At 71.5% G+C, this 22,663-nt stretch carries 15 protein-coding genes; 1 reads left to right on the top strand and 14 read right to left on the bottom strand.

Annotated features, from left to right (window positions below):
• Positions 1–142 precede the first annotated feature (142 nt).
• The gene (proB, locus tag ACZ6JY_RS01935; protein WP_469191235.1) at positions 143–1,249 is read right to left on the bottom strand and encodes a glutamate 5-kinase; all 1,107 of its coding nucleotides are present in this window, start codon (positions 1,247–1,249) and stop codon (positions 143–145) included.
• Positions 1,250–1,566: 317 nt separating this feature from the next.
• Here proB and ACZ6JY_RS01930 point away from each other — a divergent pair, with 317 nt between their 5' ends.
• Positions 1,567–3,657 carry a hypothetical protein gene (locus ACZ6JY_RS01930; protein WP_469191233.1) on the top strand — a complete coding sequence of 697 codons (2,091 nt, stop codon included), beginning with the start codon at positions 1,567–1,569 and terminating at the stop codon, positions 3,655–3,657.
• 114 nt (positions 3,658–3,771) lie between these two features.
• Here the strand turns inward: ACZ6JY_RS01930 and obgE are convergent, their stop codons facing one another.
• From obgE to mreD, 13 genes are all read right to left on the bottom strand, one after another.
• Complete coding sequence (gene obgE / locus ACZ6JY_RS01925) at positions 3,772–5,211, bottom strand: GTPase ObgE (protein WP_469191231.1); 1,440 nt, start codon at positions 5,209–5,211, stop codon at positions 3,772–3,774.
• A gap of 182 nt (positions 5,212–5,393) precedes the next feature.
• Positions 5,394–5,648: a 50S ribosomal protein L27 gene (rpmA, locus tag ACZ6JY_RS01920; RefSeq protein WP_062773847.1), complete on the bottom strand. Its 255-nt coding sequence runs from the start codon at positions 5,646–5,648 to the stop codon at positions 5,394–5,396.
• Positions 5,649–5,662: 14 nt separating this feature from the next.
• Complete coding sequence (gene rplU, locus ACZ6JY_RS01915; RefSeq protein WP_055555985.1) at positions 5,663–5,983, bottom strand: 50S ribosomal protein L21; 321 nt, start codon at positions 5,981–5,983, stop codon at positions 5,663–5,665.
• Between the two features lie 195 nt (positions 5,984–6,178).
• Positions 6,179–7,525 carry a phospholipase D-like domain-containing protein gene (locus ACZ6JY_RS01910; RefSeq protein ID WP_469191229.1) on the bottom strand — a complete coding sequence of 449 codons (1,347 nt, stop codon included), beginning with the start codon at positions 7,523–7,525 and terminating at the stop codon, positions 6,179–6,181.
• Positions 7,526–7,747: 222 nt separating this feature from the next.
• Positions 7,748–11,860: an Rne/Rng family ribonuclease gene (locus ACZ6JY_RS01905; RefSeq protein WP_469191227.1), complete on the bottom strand. Its 4,113-nt coding sequence runs from the start codon at positions 11,858–11,860 to the stop codon at positions 7,748–7,750.
• Positions 11,861–12,096: 236 nt separating this feature from the next.
• Positions 12,097–12,897, bottom strand: a complete 801-nt coding sequence (locus ACZ6JY_RS01900) for a TIGR03936 family radical SAM-associated protein (RefSeq protein WP_469191225.1) — start codon at positions 12,895–12,897, stop codon at positions 12,097–12,099.
• A gap of 48 nt (positions 12,898–12,945) precedes the next feature.
• Positions 12,946–14,343: a hypothetical protein gene (locus tag ACZ6JY_RS01895; RefSeq protein WP_469191223.1), complete on the bottom strand. Its 1,398-nt coding sequence runs from the start codon at positions 14,341–14,343 to the stop codon at positions 12,946–12,948.
• 6 nt (positions 14,344–14,349) lie between these two features.
• The gene (locus tag ACZ6JY_RS01890) at positions 14,350–14,895 is read right to left on the bottom strand and encodes a GNAT family N-acetyltransferase (protein ID WP_469191221.1); all 546 of its coding nucleotides are present in this window, start codon (positions 14,893–14,895) and stop codon (positions 14,350–14,352) included.
• 44 nt (positions 14,896–14,939) lie between these two features.
• On the bottom strand, positions 14,940–16,865 hold the full coding sequence (locus ACZ6JY_RS01885) for a TIGR03960 family B12-binding radical SAM protein (protein ID WP_469191219.1): 1,926 nt from the start codon (positions 16,863–16,865) through the stop codon (positions 14,940–14,942).
• Between the two features lie 102 nt (positions 16,866–16,967).
• Positions 16,968–18,587 (bottom strand): CYTH and CHAD domain-containing protein, encoded by a 1,620-nt coding sequence (locus ACZ6JY_RS01880; protein ID WP_469191217.1) that lies wholly within the window; start codon positions 18,585–18,587, stop codon positions 16,968–16,970.
• A gap of 24 nt (positions 18,588–18,611) precedes the next feature.
• Positions 18,612–19,811, bottom strand: a complete 1,200-nt coding sequence (gene rodA, locus ACZ6JY_RS01875; RefSeq protein ID WP_469191215.1) for a rod shape-determining protein RodA — start codon at positions 19,809–19,811, stop codon at positions 18,612–18,614.
• Between the two features lie 3 nt (positions 19,812–19,814).
• Complete coding sequence (gene mrdA, locus ACZ6JY_RS01870; RefSeq protein ID WP_469191213.1) at positions 19,815–21,989, bottom strand: penicillin-binding protein 2; 2,175 nt, start codon at positions 21,987–21,989, stop codon at positions 19,815–19,817.
• Positions 21,986–22,657: a rod shape-determining protein MreD gene (mreD, locus tag ACZ6JY_RS01865; RefSeq protein ID WP_469191211.1), complete on the bottom strand. Its 672-nt coding sequence runs from the start codon at positions 22,655–22,657 to the stop codon at positions 21,986–21,988. The genes mrdA and mreD overlap by 4 nt, the downstream gene beginning before the upstream one ends.
• Positions 22,658–22,663 lie beyond the last annotated feature (6 nt).

Here is a 22,663-nt window from a genome sequence, read left to right as displayed (position 1 = left end):
CAAAGTTGAGCAGGCCAAGCCGTCCCGCGGGGCGGTTTTGGGGAGTTTCACCTCCCGCGGGGCGGCCTTCGGGGACGGTTCGCGGCGGTTTTCAGCCGGGGCGGGTGGGGCTGGTGTGACTGGTGGGGCGGGCCCGGGCAGGTCATCCGTGCAGCAGGACCAGGTCGTCCCGGTGCACGACCTCCCGCTCGTACGCGGGTCCGAGTTCACGCGCGAGGTCACGCGTCGAGCGGCCGAGGAGCTGCGGCAGCTCCTTGGCGTCGAAGTTCACCAGGCCGCGCGCGACGGCCCGCCCTCCGGTGTCCCGCAGCTCGACGGGGTCGCCCGCGGTGAAGTCGCCCTCGACCGCCGCGATGCCCGCGGGCAGCAGCGATTTGCGCCCCTCGACGACCGCGCGCACGGCCCCGTCGTCGAGCGTGAGCGCGCCGCGCGGCTCGGAGGCGTGCTGGAGCCAGAGCAGCCGGTCGCCCGAGCGGCGTCCCGTGCGGTGGAAGTACGTGCCCGTCGTGCGGCCCGCGAGGGCGTCGCCCGCCTGGCTCGCGGAGGTCAGGACGACCGGGATGCCCGCGGCCGCGGCGATCCGCGCCGCCTCGACCTTGGTGACCATGCCGCCGGTGCCGACCCCGGCCCTGCCCGCGCTGCCGATCTGGACGTGCGCTATGTCGGCGGGCCCGGTGACCTCGGAGATCCTGGAGGTGCCGGGCTTCGCGGGGTCGCCGTCGTAGAGGCCGTCCACGTCGGAGAGGAGCACGAGGAGGTCGGCGCGGACGAGGTGGGCGACGAGGGCCGCCAGGCGGTCGTTGTCGCCGAAGCGGATCTCGTCGGTCGCCACCGTGTCGTTCTCGTTCACCACGGGCAGCGCGCCCATGGCCAGGAGCTGGTCCAGGGTGCGGGACGCGTTGCGGTGGTGGGCGCGGCGCGCCATGTCGTCGGAGGTGAGGAGCACCTGTCCGACGCGTACGCCGTACCGCGCGAAGGAGGCGGTGTAGCGGGCCACCAGCAGCCCCTGGCCGACGCTGGCGGCGGCCTGCTGGCGGGCCAGGTCCTTGGGCCGTTCGGCGAGGCCCAGCGGGGCGAGGCCCGCCGCGATGGCGCCGGAGGAGACCAGGACGATCTCGCGCGCGCCGGCCCCTCTGCTCTTGGCGAGGGCGTCGACGAGCGCGTCGACGCGGTCGGCGTCCAGGCCCCCCGACGCGGTGGTCAGGGACGAGGACCCGACCTTGACGACGACCCGCTGGGCCTCTGCCACCGACTGCCTTGCCGCTGCCGCTGCCACGCTCTTCCCCAAATGATCTGGTGCTCCGGAACCCGCGAGCCGGGGTCCGGAATGTTCCGGAGACGCAATCTACGCGAGCGCCCGCAAGAAGCGCCCGTGCATTCCGAAGGGCGGACCTGACACCGCCGAACGGGTGACGAGGGAGAAAACAGCCCCTTGGTTCAGTCTTGTTTGCCCCAGTTTTCGGTGATTGTTGTCACGGAAGATTGCTACGGAGGTACCGCGCGTCATACGGTCAGTGGTCGACTTCCCCCCATTCCCTCTCCCTCCCCCGCCAGGAGCCCACACCCGTGCCCTCTGCCGGACTCGTCCCCCGACGCATCGTGCAGCTGACAGCGCTGTTCGCGATGTTCGCGCTCTTCACGGCCCAGCTCGTGAGCGCGTTGCTCCCCTATGTCCCGGTGTTCGTCGCCGCGGCGGCCGCGAACCTCGCGCTCGACATCTATCTGCAGTACAAGCAGCCGGGCCTCCTGTCGCTCCTGGGCAAGATCCGGTTCGACGTCACGGTCCGCCAGCTCCTGCGCGACATGCTGATCCTGGTCGGCCTGCTGCGCATAGACGGCATCGAGCCGCTGGCCGAGCAGTCGCCGCTGACCATCGCGCTGCTCGCCTTCTACGCCCTGCACTTCTGCTGCCAGGCCGTCGCCGTGCTCGTACGCCGTACGCGGTCCCTGCCGATCGTCACGCGGAACATCGACACCTCGGCGCTGCACCTGACGGCCGCGCCGCCGCGCATCCTCTCCCGCCGCCAGGCCCACCGCCTGCTGACGTTCTCGGTGCCGGGGACGGCCGGTCTGCTGGCCGCCGCGGCCACCACCGACGCCTACTGGGGCGGCATCGGCCTCGGCGTGTCGATCGTCCTGATCGGCGGTGGCGCGCTCTACCTCGGCACCTGGCTGCTGCCGAAGAAGCGGGCCAAGAACGACCAGAAGGTCATGGAGTGGCTCGACGAGTGGCTGGCCGAGTACAAGCCGACCGTCGGCATGTACTTCTCGGGCGGCACGACGTCCGCGTACCAGGCCAACATGTGGCTCTCGACCCTCTCCCGGCTCGACGGCAACCCGCTGATCGTGCTGCGTGAGCGGTTCATGGTCCAGAAGATCGACGCGACCGACGTCCCGATCATCTGCTTCCCGAAGGTCGCGACGATGTTCTCGCTGGAGACGTCGACGCTGAAGATGCTGCTGCACCCGGCGAACGCCGCGAAGACCTCCCAGGTCCTGCGCATCCCGACGATCAAGCACGCCTTCATCAACCACGGCGAGAGCGACAAGCTGTCCTCCTGCAACCCGTACGCGAAGGCCTACGACCAGGTGTGGGTGGCGGGCCCCGCGGCCCGCGACCGCTACCAGCTCGCGGACATCGGAGTGGACGACAAGGACGTCGTCGAGGTGGGCCGCCCGCAGCTCTCCCCGATCAAGCCGTTCTCGGGCGCGCCCACGGGCCCGTTCACCACGGTCCTGTACGCCCCGACCTGGGAGGGCTGGGACGGCAACCCCGGCAACACCTCGGTCGTCCTGGCCGGCGAGAACATCGTCCGCGAGCTCCTCGCCGACCCGGCCGTACGCCTCCTGTACAAGCCGCACCCGATGACCGGCTCCCAGGACCCGCGCGCGGGCGCCGCCAACGAGCGCATCAAGGCGATGATCCTCGCGGCCAACACCAAGCGCTCCGGCGCCCGCCCCGGCCCCGAGGTCGCGGCCGAGCTGGTCCGGCGGACCGCCGCGCTCGACGCCCTGACGGCGACCTCGTTCCGCAAGAGCGCGGACGAACAGGAGCGGATGATGCTCCAGGGTTCGCCCGACGGCGACCAGCAGGCCATGGTGGCCGAGGCGACGGCCGCCTGGGAGGCCGCGTACTGGGCGTCCTTCCCGGAGTGGGAGCACCAGATCATCACGACGGCGCGCCCGGCGATCTTCTCCTGCTTCAACCAGGCGGACCTGCTGATCAGTGACGTCTCCTCGGTCGTCTCCGACTGGCTGAGCAGCGAGAAGCCGTACGCCGTCGCCAACACGGCAGGCATGTCCGAGGCGGAGTTCCGCGCGAGCTTCCCGACGGCGTCCGCGGGGACGATCCTCGCGCCCGAGGCGGACGGCGTGGCAGCCCTCCTGGAGTCCGTGCGCACCCCGGAGCTGGACACCCGCGCGGAGGCCCGTGCCGAGCTCAAGGAGCACCTCCTGGGCCCCTCGGACCCGCCGTCCCTGGTCCGCTTCAACGCGGCGGCCCTCGCCCTGTCCGCCCAGGCCGACGCCCGGCGCGCCCGCATGGCCTCCCGCATCGACGCGGACATCCCCGGCCAGCGGGTGGCCGAGGAAGCCGCGGAGGAGACGGAGCAGGACCCGGCGGAGTCCCCCGGCGCGGAGGACTCGGTCACCGCGTAGCGGTACGCAGAGCGAAGAGAAGGGCCCCCGGAGCTTCGTGCTCCGGGGGCCCTTCTTCTTGTGCCTACGACGTGCCTGGGCCGGCCTGGTGCCTACGACCCGCCCCGGCGGGGCCTAGAAGGGCTCGAAGTCGTCGTACTCGCGCTGGGCGTCGTCCCGCTCCGCCTCACGGTCACGGCGGCGCTGGGCGGCGGGACGGGGCGCCTCCAGGCGGTGGTCCTCACCACGGCGGCCCAGCATCTCCGCGCCGGCCATCATCGTCGGCTCCCAGTCGAAGACGACCGCGTTCTCCTCGGGGCCGATCGCGACGCCGTCACCGCTGCGCGCGCCCGCCTTCATCAGCTGGTCCTCGACACCGAGGCGGCTGAGGCGGTCCGCGAGATAGCCGACGGCCTCGTCGTTGTTGAAGTCGGTCTGGCGCACCCAGCGCTCCGGCTTCTCGCCGCGCACGCGGTAGATGCCGTCCTCCTCACGGACGACCGTGAAGCCGCTGTCGTCCACGGCCTTGGGCCGGATGACGATACGGGTCGCCTCCTCCTTCGGCTTCGCGGCGCGCGCCTCGGCGACCAGCTCGGCCAGGGCGAACGAGAGCTCCTTGAGGCCCTTGTGCGCCACGGCCGACACCTCGAAGACGCGGTGGCCGCGCGCCTCCAGGTCGGGCCTGACCAGGTCGGCGAGGTCCTGCCCGTCCGGTACGTCGATCTTGTTCAGGACGACCAGGCGCGGCCGGTTCTCCAGGCCCGCGCCGTACTCCCGCAGCTCGGCCTCGATGACGTCGAGGTCGGAGACGGGGTCGCGGTCGGACTCCAGGGTCGCCGTGTCGAGCACGTGGACGAGCACACTGCACCGCTCGACGTGCCGCAGGAACTCCAGACCGAGCCCGCGGCCCTGGCTGGCGCCCGGGATGAGGCCGGGCACGTCGGCGACGGTGTAGACGGTCGAGCCCGCCGTCACCACGCCCAGGTTGGGCACCAGCGTGGTGAAGGGGTAGTCGGCGATCTTCGGCTTCGCGGCGCTCAGCACGGAGATCAGCGAGGACTTGCCCGCGCTCGGGTAGCCCACGAGGGCGACGTCGGCGACGGACTTGAGCTCCAGGACGAGGTCCCGCTCCTCACCCGGCACGCCGAGCAGCGCGAAGCCGGGGGCCTTGCGGCGGGCCGAGGCAAGAGCCGCGTTGCCGAGGCCGCCGCGGCCGCCCTGGCCTGCGACGAAGATGGTGCCCTGGCCGACCATGTCCGCGAGGACGTTGCCGTCCTTGTCGAGGACGACCGTGCCGTCGGGAACGGGCAGGACCAGGTCCTGGCCGTCCTTGCCCGAGCGGTTGTCGCCGGCGCCGGGCTGGCCGTTGGTGGCCTTGCGGTGCGGGCTGTGGTGGTAGTCGAGCAGCGTGGTGACGTCCTGGTCGACCACCAGGATGACGTCACCGCCACGGCCGCCGTTGCCGCCGTCCGGGCCGCCGAGCGGCTTGAACTTCTCACGGTGGACGGAGGCACAGCCGTGGCCTCCGTTACCCGCGGCGGCGTGCAGCTCGACGCGGTCCACGAAGGTGGTCATAGCGGGGTGCCTCCTGGGAATTGCTTACTGCGGGGGGTGGTGTGTCCATCCGGAACTCACACCCGTCCGGAATACACGTCTATCTAGAACACGCGAAAGGCGGACCCGCTTCCCGAAACCGGGAAGAGAGGTCCGCCCTCGCAGAAATCGCTCGACGAGCGCCAGTCAGTCGGAAAGACGGATCAGGCGACCGGAACGATGTTCACGACCTTGCGGCCACGGTGGGTACCGAACTCCACCGAACCGGCGTCCAGCGCGAACAGGGTGTCGTCCTTGCCGCGGCCGACGCCCGAGCCCGGGTGGAAGTGGGTGCCACGCTGGCGGACCAGGATCTCACCGGCGTTGACGACCTGACCGCCGAAGCGCTTCACGCCGAGCCGCTGAGCATTGGAATCGCGCCCGTTCCGAGTGGACGATGCGCCCTTCTTGTGTGCCATCTTGTCTCAGTCCCTTACTTCGCAGCCGTGGGGATGCCGGTGATCTTGATCGCCGTGTACTGCTGACGGTGACCCTGACGACGGCGGTAGCCGGTCTTGTTCTTGTACCGAAGGATGTCGATCTTGACACCCTTGTGGTGGTCCACGACCTCGGCCTGCACCTTGATGCCGGCCAGGACCCACGGGTCGCTGGTCACGGCGTCACCGTCGACAACGAGCAGGGTCGAGAGCTCGACCGTGTCGCCAACCTTGGCAGTGGAAATCTTGTCAACCTCAACGATGTCGTCGACAGCAACCTTGTGCTGACGACCACCGCTGCGCACGATGGCGTACACGCGGATCTCTCTCTCGCTCGGAACGGGGCCCCCGCAGTCCAGCCGCCCACAGAGCGGACGGCCTCTCCCGGCCCGGAACAGTGCCCACGAATCGGGAGGAAAAAGGTTTACAGGGGGTGGCGGTGTATAGGAACACGCCGACGGTCAAGGTTACGGGGCTGACCCGGAAGGGTCAAACCGGCCCCGCACCCCCGCTCACGTGGGCTCACCGTCCGGCGGCAGCGGCTTGACGCCCTTGCACAAGTCGGTCTTGTCGGCCTTGCCCGGCCAGGCCACGTTCCACGTGCGGTTGAAGTGCGAGCGGTAGGTGTTCTGCACCGAGTCGTCGTCGATCTTCACGATCGCCTCGTCGTTCTCGCGCAGCGCGGGAGCCGTGTAGTTCTGCGAGCCGGTGAAGGAGATCTTGTTCCGCTTGCCGTCGTACATGCCGTCGATGAGCAGGTACTTCGAGTGGATGATGTACGGCGTCGTCAGCCGCGAGCCGGGGCGCGAGGGGTCCCGGTCGTCGTTGAAGCAGCGCACCGAGGGGCCACCGGACTTGTGGAGCTGCTCCCAGGTGCCGGGGGTGCCGTTCTGGCTCTTGGCGCTGTCCGTCTCCGCGTACAGGATGCTCACCGAGCAGCCCGCCTTCTTCAGCGAGACCAGCTTGTCGGCGATCTGCTTCCGCGTGATCTTGAAGATCGCGGCGCGGACCTTGGTGCGCTGTGTCACACCCGCGGTGTCCTTGTACGTGCACTTCACGTTGTTCAGGACGGAGTACATGGTATCGGTCTCGTTGACCGTGCCGTTGCGCGGGAAGAAGTACGACTTGTAGCGCCCGCTGCTGACCGTGCGGTAGTCCCAGTCCTGCCAGCGCTTGCCCAGCATGTCCGTGAAGAACTCCGCGTAGGCGTCGTACATCGCCGGGTTGTCCGGGAGCAGCAGCGCGTCGTTGTAGAACTTCGTGTGCGCCGACGGCGTCGAGTTCGACGTGGTCTGCACGACGACGTCCTTGGCGCCCTCGACCTCCGAGAACAGCCAGAACTTGTTGTGCATGATCGATTTGCCGTACCGCGGGTTGCCCAGGCACGACTTCCCGGCCGGGCAGAGCGTCACGAAGGACGACTTGCTCTTGTCGGTGCCGAGCGCCTGCTTGAGCGTGGCGTACGACGTGTTGGTCGGCCGGTCGCTCTTGCTGGTCTCGTCCAGCAGGACCTGCACGCGGACGCCCCGCTTCTTGGCGTCCACCAGGGCGTTGACGACCGTGGCCTCCCACACGTGGTAGACCGCGACCTTGATCGTCGAGCCGCGCACCGCGGACTCGGTCAGCTCCACGAGCCGGCTGCGGATCGCGTACTGCTGGGCGGTGGTGCCCTTCGGATCGTTGAAGATCGGCCCCTCCGTCCAGGTCCGCTCCGTGTCCGCGGCCGCGGGGCTCACGGAGCCCACGGCCTGGATGCCCGCCGCGGACAGGACCGTGGCGAGGGCCACCGCCTGGCGTCCGCCCTTGACCGGCTTCACCGCACGGTGTCGTCCCGTGCCACGCAGGCGCACTTGCGCCATCTTTCATCCCTCCCCCGAGACCGAGACGCGGTCTCCCCAACCGGGTGCTCAAGCCTCTGTTCATTCGTCAGACCGCATGAGTTTTACAGGTATCCACCCGAGCACCAAGACAGGGTGGCGCGGTTCACGCTTTCGGGTCGCGCGACGCCCTCCCCGCGGACACGCCTGTGCCCCCCTGTCCGGCCTGGTGGCCGGGCAGAGGGGCACGGGTCGCGCCGGGTGTCAGCTCTCGCTGGAGGCGGAGACGGAAGACGCCGTCTGCTCGGCAGCCGCCGTCTTCTTGGCGGTCGCCTTCGTCGTCTTCTTGGCCGTCGTCTTCTTGGCGGCCGTCTTCTTGGCGACGGTCTTCTTGGCCGCCGTCTTCTTCGCGGGCGCCTTCTTGGCCGCCGCCTTGCGCGCCGTCTTCTTGGCCGGGGCGGCGGCCTCGGCCTCCGCCACGGGCTCCTCGGAGACCTGCGGCTTCTCCGCCGCGGGGACGACCACGACGGCCGCCTCCTCGGACGCGGTCGGCGCGGTGGCCTTGCGCACCGCACGGCGGCGCGGACGGGCCGGAGCGGCGTCCGCCACGGGCGCCTGGGCCACGGGCTCGGCGACGGGCTCCGCCACCGGCTCGGCCTTGGGCGCCGGGGCCACGACGACACCGGCGGCCTCGGGCTCGCTCTCCGCGGCCTTCGGCGAACCGGCGGGCGACGTCGCCTTACGGACGGCACGGCGGCGCGTACGTCCCTTCGGCGCGGCGTCGTCCACGGGGGCCTCGGGAGCCGCGGGGGCCTCGTGAGCGGCCTCCACAGCCTCCGGGGTGCCCACGACCGGGTCCTCGGCCGCCGGCGCCGCGGTGCGCGCCACGTCGGACTCGACGACGGGGACCTCGGCCTCGGCGGCCTCCGTCTCGGCCTGCGCGGCCCTCTCGGCGGCCCTCTCGGCGGCCTTGGCCCGCTTGCCCGACTTCTTCGGGGCGCGCGCCTTGGGGGCCTCGTCCTGCGCCACCTCGGCCTCGGCCTGCGGAGCCTCCGCACGCGGGGCCTCGGCCGGCGCGGACTCCGTGCGGGGAGCGCCCGCCGGAGCCGATGCCCTGCGGGTCGCGCGGCGGCGCGAGCGGCCACCGCGGGAGGCAGCGGCGGCCTCCGCCTCGGCGGCACTGCTGTACAGCTCCTCGTCCGCGACGAACTCCGGCTCGGGCAGGGCCACCGGAGCGGCGGCCTCCGCGGCGACCTCGGCCTCGGTCTCGGCGCTCTCGGCGCCGTCCGGGACCTCGTGCTCGTACGTGTGCTCGTGGTCGTGCTGGTCGGCACCGCCGCGCCCGCGCTTCTTGCGCTTGCCGCCGCCACCGGCGGAGGTGGGCTGCTCCATGTGCACGATGACACCGCGGCCGTTGCAGTGCACGCAGGTCTCGGAGAAGGACTCGAGGAGCCCCTGGCCGACACGCTTGCGGGTCATCTGGACCAGGCCGAGCGAGGTGACCTCGGCGACCTGGTGCTTCGTACGGTCGCGCCCGAGGCATTCGAGCAGACGGCGCAGGACCAGGTCACGGTTGGACTCGAGGACCATGTCGATGAAGTCGATGACGACGATGCCGCCGAGGTCGCGCAGCCGGAGCTGACGCACGATCTCCTCGGCCGCCTCCAGGTTGTTCCTCGTCACGGTCTCTTCGAGGTTGCCGCCCTGACCGGTGAACTTGCCGGTGTTGACGTCGACGACGATCATCGCCTCGGTCTTGTCGATCACCAGCGAGCCGCCGCTCGGCAGCCAGACCTTGCGGTCGAGGGCCTTCGCGAGCTGCTCGTCGATCCGGTACGTCGCGAAGACGTCGACCTCGGACGTCCAGCGCGAGAGGCGGTCCGACAGGTCCGGCGCGACGTGCGCGACATAGCCGTGGATGGTCTCCCACGCCTCGTCGCCACTGACGATGACCTTGGAGAAGTCCTCGTTGAAGATGTCGCGGACGACACGCACCGTCATGTCCGGCTCGCCGTACAGCAGGCTCGGCGAGCTGGTGGTGGACATCTTCGCCTTCTTCTGGATGTCCTCCCACTGCTCCTGGAGCCGCTCGACGTCACGGCGCAGCTCGTCCTCGCTCGCGCCCTCGGCGGCGGTGCGCACGATGACGCCCGCGTCCTCGGGGACGATCTTCTTGAGGATGGTCTTCAGACGCGCGCGCTCGGTGTCGGGCAGCTTGCGGCTGATGCCGGTCATCGAGCCCTCGGGCACGTACACGAGGTAGCGGCCCGGCAGCGAGACCTGGCTGGTCAGGCGGGCGCCCTTGTGGCCGATCGGGTCCTTGGTGACCTGCACGAGGACCGACTGGCCGGACTTCAGCGCCGACTCGATGCGCCGGGGGCCGTTGGCCATGCCCAGCGCCTCGAAGTTGACCTCACCGGCGTACAGGACCGCGTTGCGGCCCTTGCCGATGTCGATGAACGCGGCCTCCATGGACGGCAGCACGTTCTGGACCTTGCCCAGGTAGACGTTGCCGACGTAGCTGGTGGCCTGCTCCTTGTTGACGTAGTGCTCGACGAGCACGTTGTCCTCGAGGACGCCGATCTGGGTGCGCTCGCCGTTCTGGCGGACGACCATCACACGCTCGACGGCCTCACGGCGGGCCAGGAACTCGGCCTCGGTGATGATCGGCACGCGGCGGCGGCCCTGCTCGCGGCCCTCGCGGCGGCGCTGCTTCTTCGCCTCCAGACGCGTCGAGCCCTTGATGGACTGGACCTCGTCGGCGCCGGTGCCGAGCTCGCGCTCCTCCTTCTTGCGCGGCTCACGGACCTTGACGACCGTACGCTCCGGGTCGCCGTCGCCGGGCTCGCCCTCGGCGGAGTCACCGGCGCGACGGCGGCGGCGCCTGCGGCGGCGGCTGCTGCTTGAGCCGTTGGAGTCCGCGCCGGACTCGTCGTCGTCGTGCTCGGCGCCGTCCGCGGCGTCCTCGTCGGCGTGCTCCGCCTGCTCGGCGGTGTCGTCGGAGTCGGCGGCGTCCTGCTGCTCGCCGTCCTGGTCGCCGGAGTCACCGCGGCGACGGCGGCGGCCACCGCGACGGCGGCGACGGCCCTGGCGCTCGCCGGAGTCCTCGCTGTCGTCCTCGGACTCGGCCTGCTCGGCCTCGGCGGCGGTGTCGTCGGGCTCCTCGGCGGGCTGCTCCTCGACGGCGGCCTTGGCGGGCTCCCGCTCCTCGACGGCGGCGGGCTGCTCTTCGGCGGCCCGACGGCGGCGGCGACGGCGCGGCGCCGGCTCCTCCTCCGCCACGGGGGCGGCGGGGGCGACCGGCTCTTCCTCGGGCTCCGGCTCCTCGACGGCCTCGGCGGCAGCGGCCGCGGCGGCGCTCTCCGGGGTCTGGAACATCGGCGCGGCGAACACGGGCGCCTGGAAGACGGCGACGGCGGGCCTGGCCGGCTTGCGGCGGCCCTCCTCACCGGACTCGGACTCGTCGGCGCTCGCGGCCTTGCGGGCCTTGTGGCCCGAGGGCGCGGAGAATCCGGCCGCGGCCTTGCGGGTGGCACGGCGACGACGGCCGCGCGGGGCCTCGTCCTCGGTGGACTCGGCGGACCCGGCGGGCTCGGCGGGCTCGGCGGCGGGCTCCTCGACCGGGGCGGCCTTGGCCTTCCCCGCGGCCTTCGCGGGCGCCTTCTCCTCGGCCCGCTGCTCAGCGGCGGCCGGTGCCTCGGCGGCGGGCGCGGAGGCACCACGGGTGGCACGGCGGCGCGCACGGCGCGGCGCGGCCTCCTCGGCCTGCTCCTCGGCGACCGGCTCCGGAGCGGCGGCGGGCGCCTGTGCGGCAGCGGCGGCCGTCTCCTCGGCCACGGGCTGCGGAGAGCCCGTGGGCGCGGAGGCACGGCGGGTGGCGCGGCGCGGCGCGGCCTCCTCGGCGACCGGCTCCGGCGCCTGTGCGGCAGCGGCGGCGGCCGTCTCCTCGGCCACGGGCTGCGGGGAACCCGTGGGCGCGGAGGCACGGCGGGTGGCGCGGCGGCGTGCGCGGGGGGCCGGTGCGGCCTCCTCGGCGGCCGGCTCGGGCTCGGGCTCGGCGGCCGGCGCGGCGGGCTCCGCGACCTCGGCGGTCCCCGGTGAACCGGCGGGCGCGGAGGCGCGGCGGGTCGCACGGCGGCGCGTGCGCGGCGCCGGGGTGCTCTCCTCGGCGGCGGGCGCGGGGGCCTCGGCGGCCGCCACGGTCTCTTCGGCTTCCTCGGCCGCGGGGGTGGCCGGTATGGCCGGAGCCGCTGCCCCGGTCGTGCCGGCGGGCGGACCCGCCGGACGCGACGCGGCGCGGCGCCTGCGGCGCGGCGGCAAGGTATCGCTGGGACTGTTGTTCTGCGAGCCCTCAGTGGGGTCGTTCGGCTCAAGCATGCGGGCGGTTCTCCCGTCACGCTCCCGGGCGCCGCGCCTGGTCCGGTGATGTCCACGGCTCGCGCTAGATGCGCGGGGCCGTCATCCGGGGGCGTGGGCGCCGCACGGGAGCTCTCTGTGTCTTGTCTCGCCGGTTCCGTACGCCCAAATGCGGACGGCCTGGCGAAAGTCTCGGTCAGTGCGCTGCCCGACCCAGGTGGCTCCCGAGTACGAGGGCGGCGCTTTGACGTACGTCCTTACCGGGGGCCTTCCGTCGCAGGCGCCTTCGCGGCGGCGGGCACGGCGGCCGTGGTTGATGCGGCCGTGACTGCCTCGCGGTCGGGCGCGAGCGGGTCGGTCACCGTGCCGGTCTCTTCATCGAAAAGCCCCTGCGCCAGCCTGGTCACCGCTGCGGGGACCGGCGGCGCCAGGTCGGCCACAGCTCGGAGACCGGACAGGACGTCGTCAGGTCGTACGGCAGGTGTTACGTGCCGAACAACCAGCCGCAGTATCGCACAGGGCTTGTCGCTCGGCCTATCGGTGTCGTGCGTGACCGCCTCTTCTGCGGCGGTCACCTCCAGACTCGCGACCGCCGAGCGCGCGTCGAAGGTGCGCATGCCGTTCTTCGTGCGGCGCTGCACCTCGACCGTCTCCGCGTCCCGGAACAGCTCGGCGGCGCGGGCCGCGTCCGCGGTCTCCACGCCGACCAGGCGCAGCTCCCAGACCGAGGCGGTCAGCCGGTCGGCGAGGCCCGAGGTGCGGGACTCGACGGCGTCGGTGATGTCCAGACCGTCCGGCAGCGACTCGTTCAGCAGGTCGCGCAGGAGCTCGGGGTCGCGCGGTGCGGTGAGCGCGATCTCCAGGTACTCGGCCTCACTGCCCGTGCCGGTGGGTGCGGCATTGGCGTACGACACCTTCGGGTGCGGGGTGAACCCCGCCGAGTACGCCATGGGCACCTCGGCGCGGCGCAGCGCACGCTCGAAGGCGCGCTGGAAGTCACGGTGGCTGGTGAACCGGAGGCGGCCGCGCTTGGTGTAACGCAGTCGGATGCGCTGCACCGCGGGTGCGGGCGGCGGGCCTTCGGGCTGTCGCTTGCCCAGTGTCGCTCAGTCCTTCGTGAGTGCGGTCGTACTGCTACCTAGAGTACGTGCCATCGGCGTATCAGGTTCCCGCCGGGCCACCGGTACGGGCGCCGGTTCCGGCTGTACGGGTACCCGCTCCGGCCGTACGGGTACCGGTTCGGGCCGTACGGGTGCCCCGAAGAGCGTGCGGCGCACGTCGGCCCGTGCCTGTCGCATGCTTGTCCGTGCGGAGGCCAGGGCCTGCCGGGTCGCGGCGCGCACCTCCCTGACCGCCCTGGCGGCGGGGCGCCACACCGTGTCACGGGCCAGGTGACCGATGGGCGTGAGCACGGAGCGGTAGGCCCAGCGCACCGGCTCGACGAAGATCCAACGGAACAGTGCGGCGAGGAAACGGCCGACGACCAGCGAGACGTACCCGGCGACGCGCCACGCGTGGCCCAGCGCGGTCCCGACCTCGCGGGCGACGACGGCGACCGCGCGCCCCACGGGGGCCAGCACCCAGCGCCACACCGCGACGGCCGGTACGACGAAGATCCAGCGGCAGAGCGTGGCGACGACGGTCCAGAGGCCGCGCACCAGCCACACGGTCGCCGCGCCGATCCCCCCGCAGAACCAGGCGATGCCGTGTCCGACCGGCGTGAGCACGGCCCGGTACAGCCACACAGCCGGCACCACGACAAGCACCCGGCCCAGCCACGCCAGACCCCTGCCGAGCGGCACCACCACGTACCGCCACAGCCCCACCCACGGCCACACGAACACCGCCTTGAACAGCCACACCAGGGCGACGCCGATGCCGCGCCCCGCGGCCGTGACGCCGGTGCCGAGGCCGCGGGCCAGCCAGGTGAGCGCGTGGCCGAGCGGGGTGAGTGCGCGGGCGTAGAACCAGCGGGCCGGGATCACCGCGAGGTGGTGCCAGAGCCAGGCCGCCGGGGTCACGACCAGGGTCCGCCCCAGCCAGGCGATGCCCGCCCCGATGCCGAGGACGCCCGTCGCGATGCCGCGCGCGAGCCGGATGACACCGGCCGCGAAGCCTCTGCCGAGCCAGGCGATGCCGTGTCCGACCGGCGTGAGCACGGCCCGGTACAGCCACACCGCGGGCACCACGACGAGCACCCGGCCCAGCCACGCCAGACCCCTGCCCAGCGGCACCACCACGTACCGCCACAGCCCCACCCACGGCCACACGAACACCGCCCTGAACAGCCAGCCCAGGACGGCGCCGATGCCACGTCCGACCGGTCTGAGCGCACCGCGGTACACGAACCGCCCCGCCACGGCGAGCGCGTCCCACACGAGGCGCACCGGCACGACGAGCACCAGGACCACGATGCGCACCGGGACGCGGATGGCGACGGCGAGGCAGCCCTCGGCGGGCGCGGGCTGCCGGTCCGCGGGTGCCGGGCGTTTTTCCAGGTCCATGTCGTCCTAGACGCCTGCTGGACCCGTTCGGATCCAGTACCGCAGCTTTCCGCCCCGCTCGTCCTCGAACCGGCCGCCCGCCGCCTCGATGACCTTGCGCGATCCGGTGTTGTCGGTATCGCAGGTCACCAGGACGGACTCCAGGCCGAGGGCTGCGGCGTACGGCAGGGCGGCGCGCAGCATGCCGGTGGCGTGACCGCGCAGGCGCGCGGTGGGCCTGACGTCGTAGCCGATGTGACCGCCGTACTCACGCAGGAAGCGGGTGGCGATGGTGTGCCGTACGGCGATGCGGCCGAGGTAGTCGGTGCCGTCGACGTACCAGAGGGACGTGACGGGGACGGAGAACGGCTCGGCCGGGTACGCGGCGGCGCGGGCCTCGGCCACGTACCGCTCGAAGACCGCGGGGTCGTGCCACTTCGCGCCGTACTCGCGCAGGGTGTGACCGAGCGTCGTGTCGTCGTCATCCCCGCCGCGCCCCTCGGCCCGGAACTCCTCCATCGCTTCGATGAAGGAGCGGTGCACCAGGCCGGTGGGCAGGACGAGTTCGGGCATGTGCGGCGACGTGACGCTCGGTCTCTGCTTCTTCTTCCCCGCCGCTACTTCACGACCGTGAGCGGCAGCAGCTTCTTGCCGGTGGGGCCGATCTGGATCTGGGTGTCCATCTGCGGGCACACGCCGCAGTCGAAGCACGGCGTCCAGCGGCAGTCCTCGACCTCGGTCTCGTCGAGCGAGTCCTGCCAGTCCTCCCAGAGCCAGTCCTTGTCGAGACCGGAGTCCAGGTGGTCCCAGGGCAGGACCTCTTCGTACGTGCGCTCACGGGTGGTGTACCAGTCGACGTCGACGCCCATCTCGGGCAGCGTCTTGTCGGCGCAGCTCATCCAGCGGTCGTAGCTGAAGTGCTCGCGCCAGCCGTCGAAGCGGCCGCCGTCCTCGTAGACCGCGCGGATGACGGCGCCGACGCGGCGGTCGCCGCGCGAGAGCAGGCCCTCGACGATGCCGGGCTTGCCGTCGTGGTAGCGGAAACCGATCGAGCGGCCGTACTTCTTGTCGCCGCGGATCTTGTCGCGCAGCTTCAGGAGGCGGGCGTCTGTGTCCTCCGCCGAGAGCTGCGGGGCCCACTGGAAGGGCGTGTGCGGCTTGGGGACGAAGCCGCCGATCGACACCGTGGCACGGATGTCGTTCGAACCCGAGGCCTCGCGGCCCTTCTGGATGACCTTCGTCGCCATGTCGGCGATCTGGAGGACGTCGTCGTCGGTCTCGGTCGGCAGGCCGCACATGAAGTACAGCTTCACCTGGCGCCAGCCGTTGCCGTACGCCGTCGCGACGGTGCGGATGAGGTCGTCCTCGGACACCATCTTGTTGATGACCTTGCGCATGCGCTCGGAGCCGCCCTCGGGGGCGAAGGTGAGGCCCGAACGGCGGCCGTTCCTGGTCAGCTCGTTGGCGAGGTCCACGTTGAAGGCGTCGACGCGGGTCGAGGGGAGGGACAGGCCGATCTTGTCCTCCTCGTACCGGTCGGCGAGGCCCTTGGCGATGTCGCCGATCTCGCTGTGGTCCGCGGAGGAGAGCGAGAGCAGGCCGACCTCCTCGAAGCCGGTCGCCTTCAGACCCTTCTCCACCATGTCGCCGATGCCGGTGATGCTTCGCTCCCGCACGGGGCGCGTGATCATGCCGGCCTGGCAGAAACGGCAGCCGCGGGTGCAGCCGCGGAAGATCTCCACGGACATGCGCTCGTGGACGGTCTCGGCGAGCGGGACGAGCGGCTGCTTGGGGTAGGGCCACTCGTCGAGGTCCATGACGGTGTGCTTGGAGACCCGCCACGGCACGCCGCTGCGGTTCGGCACGACGCGGCCGATGCGGCCGTCCGGGAGGTACTCGACGTCATAGAACCCCGGGATGTACACCGAGCCGGTCTTCGCCAGGCGGAAGAGGACCTCCTCGCGCCCGCCGGGGCGGCCCTCGGCCTTCCAGGCGCGGATGATCTCCGTCATGTCGAGCACGGCCTGCTCGCCGTCGCCGATGATCGCGGCGTCGATGAACTCGGCGATCGGCTCGGGGTTGAACGCGGCGTGGCCGCCCGCGAGCACGATCGGGTCGTCGACGGTGCGGTCCTTGGACTCCAGCGGGATGCCCGCGAGGTCCAGGGCGGTGAGCATGTTGGTGTAGCCGAGCTCGGTGGAGAAGCTGAGCCCGAAGACGTCGAAGGCCTTCACCGGGCGGTGGCTGTCGACCGTGAACTGCGGGACCCGGTGCTCGCGCATCAGCTCCTCCAGGTCCGGCCAGACGCTGTAGGTGCGCTCGGCGAGGACGCCCTCGCGTTCGTTGAGGACCTCGTAGAGGATCATGACGCCCTGGTTGGGCAGCCCGACCTCGTAGGCGTCGGGGTACATCAGCGCCCAGCGGACGTCGCAGCTGTCCCACGGCTTGACGGTGGAGTTCAGCTCACCGCCGACGTACTGGATGGGCTTCTGCACATGCGGGAGCAGGGCTTCGAGCTGTGGGAAGACCGATTCGACAGACATCGCGAACCTTCATGAGCCGGCAGGGGAGACCCTCAAGCCTAACGCGGCTGGGGAGTCCTCCCGCACGGCCGCCCTCCCGCACGGCCTTCGAGGCGCCCCCGCTCAGCCGCCCAGCGGCGCCCGCAGCTTCCGGCGGGAGGCCCTGGCCCACACCTGCGGCAGTTCCCGCTCGCGGTCGGCGGCCGACGCCTCCTCCTGCCCGTGGAGCAGGCCCCAGCTGAAGGCGTTCTCCCCCGCCAGGTGGGCCTGGACGGCCAGGGCCCGCAGCGCCTCGCGCGCGACCACGCTGTCCTGGTGGTCGCCGAGCACGCTCTGCACGGCCTTCATCTCCTTCGCGAACCGCTTGGCCGGCCTGCCGAGCGCGGGCGTCGCCGCCTCGCCCGCGTACCGGGCCCGCTTCGCGGCCTTGCGGGCTTCGTGCAGGGCGCGGTCGCGCTCCTGGCCCGCGGGCAGGCCGAGGGCGTGCTCGACGCGGGCCGCGAGGCGGGCGTAGTCCTTGAGCAGCGCCTTGGGCAGCACGTCGGCCGGCGGCCGCGCGGCGGCGGGGCGCAGCGGCGGCTCGGCCAGCAGGGCGTCGACGGCGTCGAGGAGCGCCAGGTAGCGGCCGCCGTCGAGCACGGCGACGGTCCTGCCGCGCGATCCGGTGCGGCGGGCCACGGCCCAGACGCGGAGCCGGCCGCGGACCGGGCCGAGCAGCAGCGTCTTGGGGAGCCCGTCGATGCGGGCGGTGAACCGCTCGGCGAGGACCTCCTGGTCGCGGTCGACGCCCAGCTCCCCCGCGAGCCACTTCAGCTCCTCGCCCAGGGGGTCGGTGACCGTCCGGTCGAGGATCTTCCGGTACGACTTGAAGGCGCTGCGCATCCGGCGTGTGGCGACCCGCATCTGGTGCACGGAGTCGGGCAGGTCGCGGCGGACCGCCGGGTCGAGGGAGACGATCGCGTCGCGCTGGGCGCGGAGGTAGGCGACGAGGTGGTCCCCGGCGGTGCCGGTCCCGTCCCCCACGGCCTCGCGCACCGCCTGCTGCACGGCCTCGGCCTTGCCGGCCCGCTTGCCGCTGCTCACGGCCCCTTCGGAGGGGGCCACTCCGGCGGTCTTCCCGTCGGCCGTACGTGATGCAGGCGCCGTCTCCGCGAGGGCCCGGGCCAGCTTCGACGACGAGCCGGCTCTCCGTACGCCCGCCTTCTTCAGCCTCTTCTCGGCCTTGTCGAGGAACGCGGGGTCGCCGCCGTCGGCGAGCTCGACCTCCAGTTCGGTCCACTCGGCCGTGCCGCCGCCGTCGGTGAGCCGCTCGGCGACGACCGCGTCGACGCTGACCTCGGCGAGCAGGGCGCCCTCGGCGTCGACGAGGTGGCGCACCCGGCGTGAGGACAGCAGCCGGACCACGGGGACAAGATCGGCCTCGCGGACGCGGGAGCGCACGAGGCCGAGCAGGGGGCGCGGCACGGTGTCCGAGAGCGGCTCGTGGATCTCGTCGCGCACCCCCTCCGCGAGGGAGACCGGCAGTTTCAGGTGCCAGCCCTCGTCCGCGCCGCCGATGCGGCGGCGCAGCGTGATGGACGCGGCGGCCAGACGCTGGTCGGGGGTGTCCCAGTAGACGGCGTCCAGCTCCGCGACGCCTCTGTCGACGGAGTCCGCGACGCCGGCCGCGCCGGTCAGGTCGGGCAGCTCGGCGCCCGCCGCCACGTCGTACTTCCGCTCGATCTCGCGCTTCGTCTCCGCCATGGACCGAATCTAGACGCGAAGCGTTCAGGCCGACAGTGGGCGCTGCACCTTGATCGACTGGAGCAGGCCGACCGCCACCCAGACCGCGAACATCGACGAGCCGCCGTAACTGACGAACGGCAGCGGGAGGCCCGCGACCGGCATGATGCCGAGGGTCATCCCGATGTTCTCAAAGGCCTGGAAGGCGAACCAGGCGATGATGCCCGCGGCGACGATCGTGCCGTACAGCTCGGTCGTCTCGCGCGCGATGCGGCAGGCGCGCCAGAGCACCACGCCGAGCAGCAGCAGGATGGCGCCCGCGCCCACGAAGCCCAGTTCCTCGCCCGCGACGGTGAAGACGAAGTCCGTCTGCTGCTCGGGGACGAACTGTCCGGTGGTCTGGGAGCCCTTGGTCAGGCCGGTGCCGGTGAGGCCGCCCGAGCCGATGGCGATGCGCGCCTGGTTGGTGTTGTAGCCGACGCCCGCCGGGTCGAGCGCGGGGTTGGCGAACGCCGCGAAGCGGGCGATCTGGTAGTCGTCCAGGACGCCGAGCTGCCATATGGCGACGCCGCCGAGCGCGCCGGTGCCGAGGAGCCCGAAGACCCAGCGGTTGGAGGCGCCCGAGGCGAGCAGGACGCCGAGCACGATCATCACCATGACCATGACCGAGCCGAGGTCGGGCATCAGCATGACGATGGCGATCGGCACGGCCGCGAGGCCGAGGGCCTGCACCACCGTGCGGTGGTCGGGGTGCTCGCGGTCGCCCGCGTCGACGCGCGCCGCGAGCAGCATGGCCATGCCGAGGATGATCGTGATCTTCACGAACTCCGAGGGCTGGAGCGAGAAGCCGCCGCCGATCACGATCCACGCGTGCGCGCCGTTGATGGTGGCGCCGAGCGGGGTGAGGACGAGCAGCACCAGGAAGACGGAGATGCCATAGAGGATCGGCACGGCCGTGCGCAGGGTGCGGTGGCCGAGCCAGACCGTGCCGATCATCAGGGCGAAGCCGATGCCGGTGTTCAGCAGGTGCTTGAGCAGGAAGGAGTACGGGTCGTCGCCGACCAGCTCGGTGCGGCCGCGGGTCGCCGAGTAGACGAGCGCGGCGCCGAGCATGGAGAGCGCGATGGCGGCGAGCAGTATGACCCAGTCGAGCCGGCGCAGTATCGAGTCGCGGGCGAGCAGCCGCGAGAGCTGGGAGCGCTCGGGGCCGTACCCGGAGACGGAGAAGCCGTTGTTCGTCACCATGGGTCAGTCCCGCTTCCAGGCGGCCGGGGGGCCCGCGAGCTCCTGCGGAGCCGTCGGCGGCTTGGGCGCCGCGGGCTTGTACGGCTTGATCTTCGGGGAGTGGATGGAGCCGTCACTCTTGATCTTGGGCAGGGACTTCTGCGGCTCGGGCAGGAGGGCCTTCTTCAGGTCCTGCTTGCCCTCGTCGTCCAGGCCGTAGATGGCGTTGTAGATCTGGCGGACGGCGGGTCCCGATGCGCCGGAGCCCGTACCGCCCTGGGAGATCGTCATGACGATCGTGTACTCCTTGGTGTACGTCGCGAACCACGAGGTGGTCTGCTTGCCGTAGACCTCGGCGGTACCCGTCTTGGCGTGCATCGGGATCTTGTCCTGCGGCCATCCCTGGAACCGCCAGGCGGCCGTACCGCGCGTGGCGACGTCCTCAAGGGCACCGTCTATGTCCTTGCGCAGCTTGGCGTCCATCGGCAGCTTGCCGTGCGACCGCGGCTTGATCTCCTGGACCTGCCTGCCGTCGGCGCTGATGATCGCCTTGCCCACCGTCGGGTCGTACATCGTGCCGCCGTTGGCGATGGCGGAGTAGATCGTCGCCATCTGTATCGGCGTGACGAGGGTGTCGCCCTGTCCGATGGAGTAGTTGATGGAGTCACCGGCGCGCATCTTCATGCCTTCGAGGCAGTTCTCGTACGCGATGCGCTCGGCGTACTCGCCGCTCTTCTTGCCCTGCTTGCACCAGGCGTTCTTGTTGGCCTTCCAGTAGTCCTTCTTCCACTGGCGGTCCGGGACGCGTCCGGTGACCTCGTTGGGCAGGTCGATGCCGGTCTCCTTGCCGAGGCCGAACTGGTGGGCGGTCTTGTAGAACCAGTCCTTGGCGTCCTTCTTCGGCTTGTTGCCGCCGTCCTTCGCCCACTGGTCGTGCGAGAGCTTGTAGAAGACGGTGTCGCAGGAGACTTCCAGGGCCTTGCCGAGGCTGATCGTGCCGTGGCCCTTGGACTCGTAGTTCTGGAAGGTCTGGCCGCCGACGGAGTACGAACTGGGGCAGGGGTAGCTGCCGTTGAAGTCGTAGCCCGCGTTGACCGCGGCGGTCGTCGGGATGACCTTGAAGATCGAGCCGGGGGCCGCCTGGCCCTGGATGGCGCGGTTGAGCAGCGGGTAGTTGGACTTCTTGCCGGTGAGCTCGGTGTAGTCCTTGCCGGAGATGCCGCCGACCCAGGCGTTCGGGTCGTAGGTCGGGTTGGAGGCCATGGAGACGACGCGGCCGGTCTTGTTCTCCATGACGACGACGGCGCCCGCGTCGGCCTTGTAGTTCTGGTTGGTGTTCTTGTCGTGCTCCTTGCGGGCCTGCTTCATCGCGTCGTTCAGCCAGTACTCGGCGACCGCCTGCACGCGCGCGTCGATGCTGGTGACGACGTTCGCGCCGGGCTGGGCCTTGTCGTCCTTGGCCTTGCCGATGACGCGGCCGAGGTTGTCGACCTCGTAGCGGGTGACGCCGGCCTTGCCGCGGAGCTGCTTGTCGTACGTACGCTCAAGGCCGGAGCGGCCCACCATGTCCGAGCGCAGGAACGGCGAGTCGGTGTTCTCGGCCTTCTTGATCTCCTCGTCCGTGACGGGCGAGAGGTAGCCGAGCACCTGGGCGGTGTTGGACTTGCCCGGGGCGGCGTAGCGGCGCACGGCGGTGGGCTCGGCCGTGATGCCGGGGAAGTCCTCGGAGCGCTCGCGGATCTGCAGGGCCTGCTTGGGCGTGGCCTCGTCGGTGATCGGGATGGGCTGGTAGGGCGAGCCGTTCCAGCAGGGCTGGGGCGTCTTGGCGTCGCAGAGGCGGACCTTGCCCTCGACCTCCTCGGGCGTCATGTCCAGGACGTCGGCGAGCTTGGCGAGGACCGCCTTGCCGTCGTCCTTCATCTTCATCAGGTCCGTGCGGGAGGCGGAGACGACGAGGCGGGTCTGGTTGTCGGCGATCGGCACGCCGCGCGCGTCCAGGATCGAGCCGCGTACGGCCGGCTGGACGACCTGCTGGACGTGGTTGCCGGAGGCCTCCTTGGCGTACTCGTCGCCGTTGCGCACCTGGAGGTACCAGAGCCGGCCGCCGAGGGTGAGCAGCAGGGAGACGACGAGCACCTGGATGATCATCAGACGGATCTGCACGCGGGGCGTGCGCCCCGTCTCGGGGATGTTGGTCACAGCCGCTTGACCCCCTTGATGCGTCCGGCGCGGGCGGCCCGCGCCTTGGCGGTCTTCATGCGCAGGCCGCCGCGCTGGTTGCCGATGCGCAGTCCGGTGCCGGAGGAGAGCCAGCCGGAGGTGACGTCGGCCCCTTGGTTGGCCGGGCCGTTCTCCCCCAGCGGGTCGTTGTCGGCACGTCTGGCGAGCGCGATGATCAGCGGCACCGTGAACGGCGCGAGCAGCAGGTCGTAGAGCGCGGCGGTGAAGAGCAGCCCCACCAGGCCCACATGGCGGGCGGCGGTGTCACCGACCAGGGAGCCGACGCCCGCGTACAGCAGGGTCGAGCCGATGGCGGCGGCGAAGACCACGACGAGCGGACCGCTGACGGAGCGCAGTCTGCCCGTGTCGGGCTTCGCGAGGCCCGCCAGATAGCCGATGACGCAGAGCACGAGGGCGTAGCGCCCCACGGCGTGGTCGGCGGGCGGGGCCAGGTCGGCGAGGAGGCCCGCGCCGAAGCCGACGAGGGCGCCGCCGACGTGGCCGTAGACCAGGGCGAGCCCGAGGACGGTGAGCAGCACCAGGTCGGGCACGGCGCCCGGGAGCTGGAGCCGGGCGAGGACGCTGACCTGGATCACCAGGGCCACGACGACCAGGGCGGCGGAGAGCAGGATTCGGTTGAAGCGCATGGGTCC

Source organism: Streptomyces sp. NPDC046335 (assembly GCF_055587985.1).
This window is presented reverse-complemented; position numbering and strand designations above follow the sequence as displayed.

Coding starts and splice junctions, on each gene's coding strand:
- ACZ6JY_RS01895 (WP_469191223.1), bottom strand. CDS start 14,343: ATGGACCTGGAAAAACGCCCGGCACCCGCGGACCGGCAGCCCGCGCCC.
- ACZ6JY_RS01885 (WP_469191219.1), bottom strand. CDS start 16,865: ATGTCTGTCGAATCGGTCTTCCCACAGCTCGAAGCCCTGCTCCCGCAT.
- rodA (WP_469191215.1), bottom strand. CDS start 19,811: ATGGTGACGAACAACGGCTTCTCCGTCTCCGGGTACGGCCCCGAGCGC.
- ACZ6JY_RS01890 (WP_469191221.1), bottom strand. CDS start 14,895: ATGCCCGAACTCGTCCTGCCCACCGGCCTGGTGCACCGCTCCTTCATC.
- ACZ6JY_RS01910 (WP_469191229.1), bottom strand. CDS start 7,525: ATGGCGCAAGTGCGCCTGCGTGGCACGGGACGACACCGTGCGGTGAAG.
- ACZ6JY_RS01880 (WP_469191217.1), bottom strand. CDS start 18,587: ATGGCGGAGACGAAGCGCGAGATCGAGCGGAAGTACGACGTGGCGGCG.
- ACZ6JY_RS01905 (WP_469191227.1), bottom strand. CDS start 11,860: ATGCTTGAGCCGAACGACCCCACTGAGGGCTCGCAGAACAACAGTCCC.
- obgE (WP_469191231.1), bottom strand. CDS start 5,211: ATGACCACCTTCGTGGACCGCGTCGAGCTGCACGCCGCCGCGGGTAAC.
- rpmA (WP_062773847.1), bottom strand. CDS start 5,648: ATGGCACACAAGAAGGGCGCATCGTCCACTCGGAACGGGCGCGATTCC.
- mreD (WP_469191211.1), bottom strand. CDS start 22,657: ATGCGCTTCAACCGAATCCTGCTCTCCGCCGCCCTGGTCGTCGTGGCC.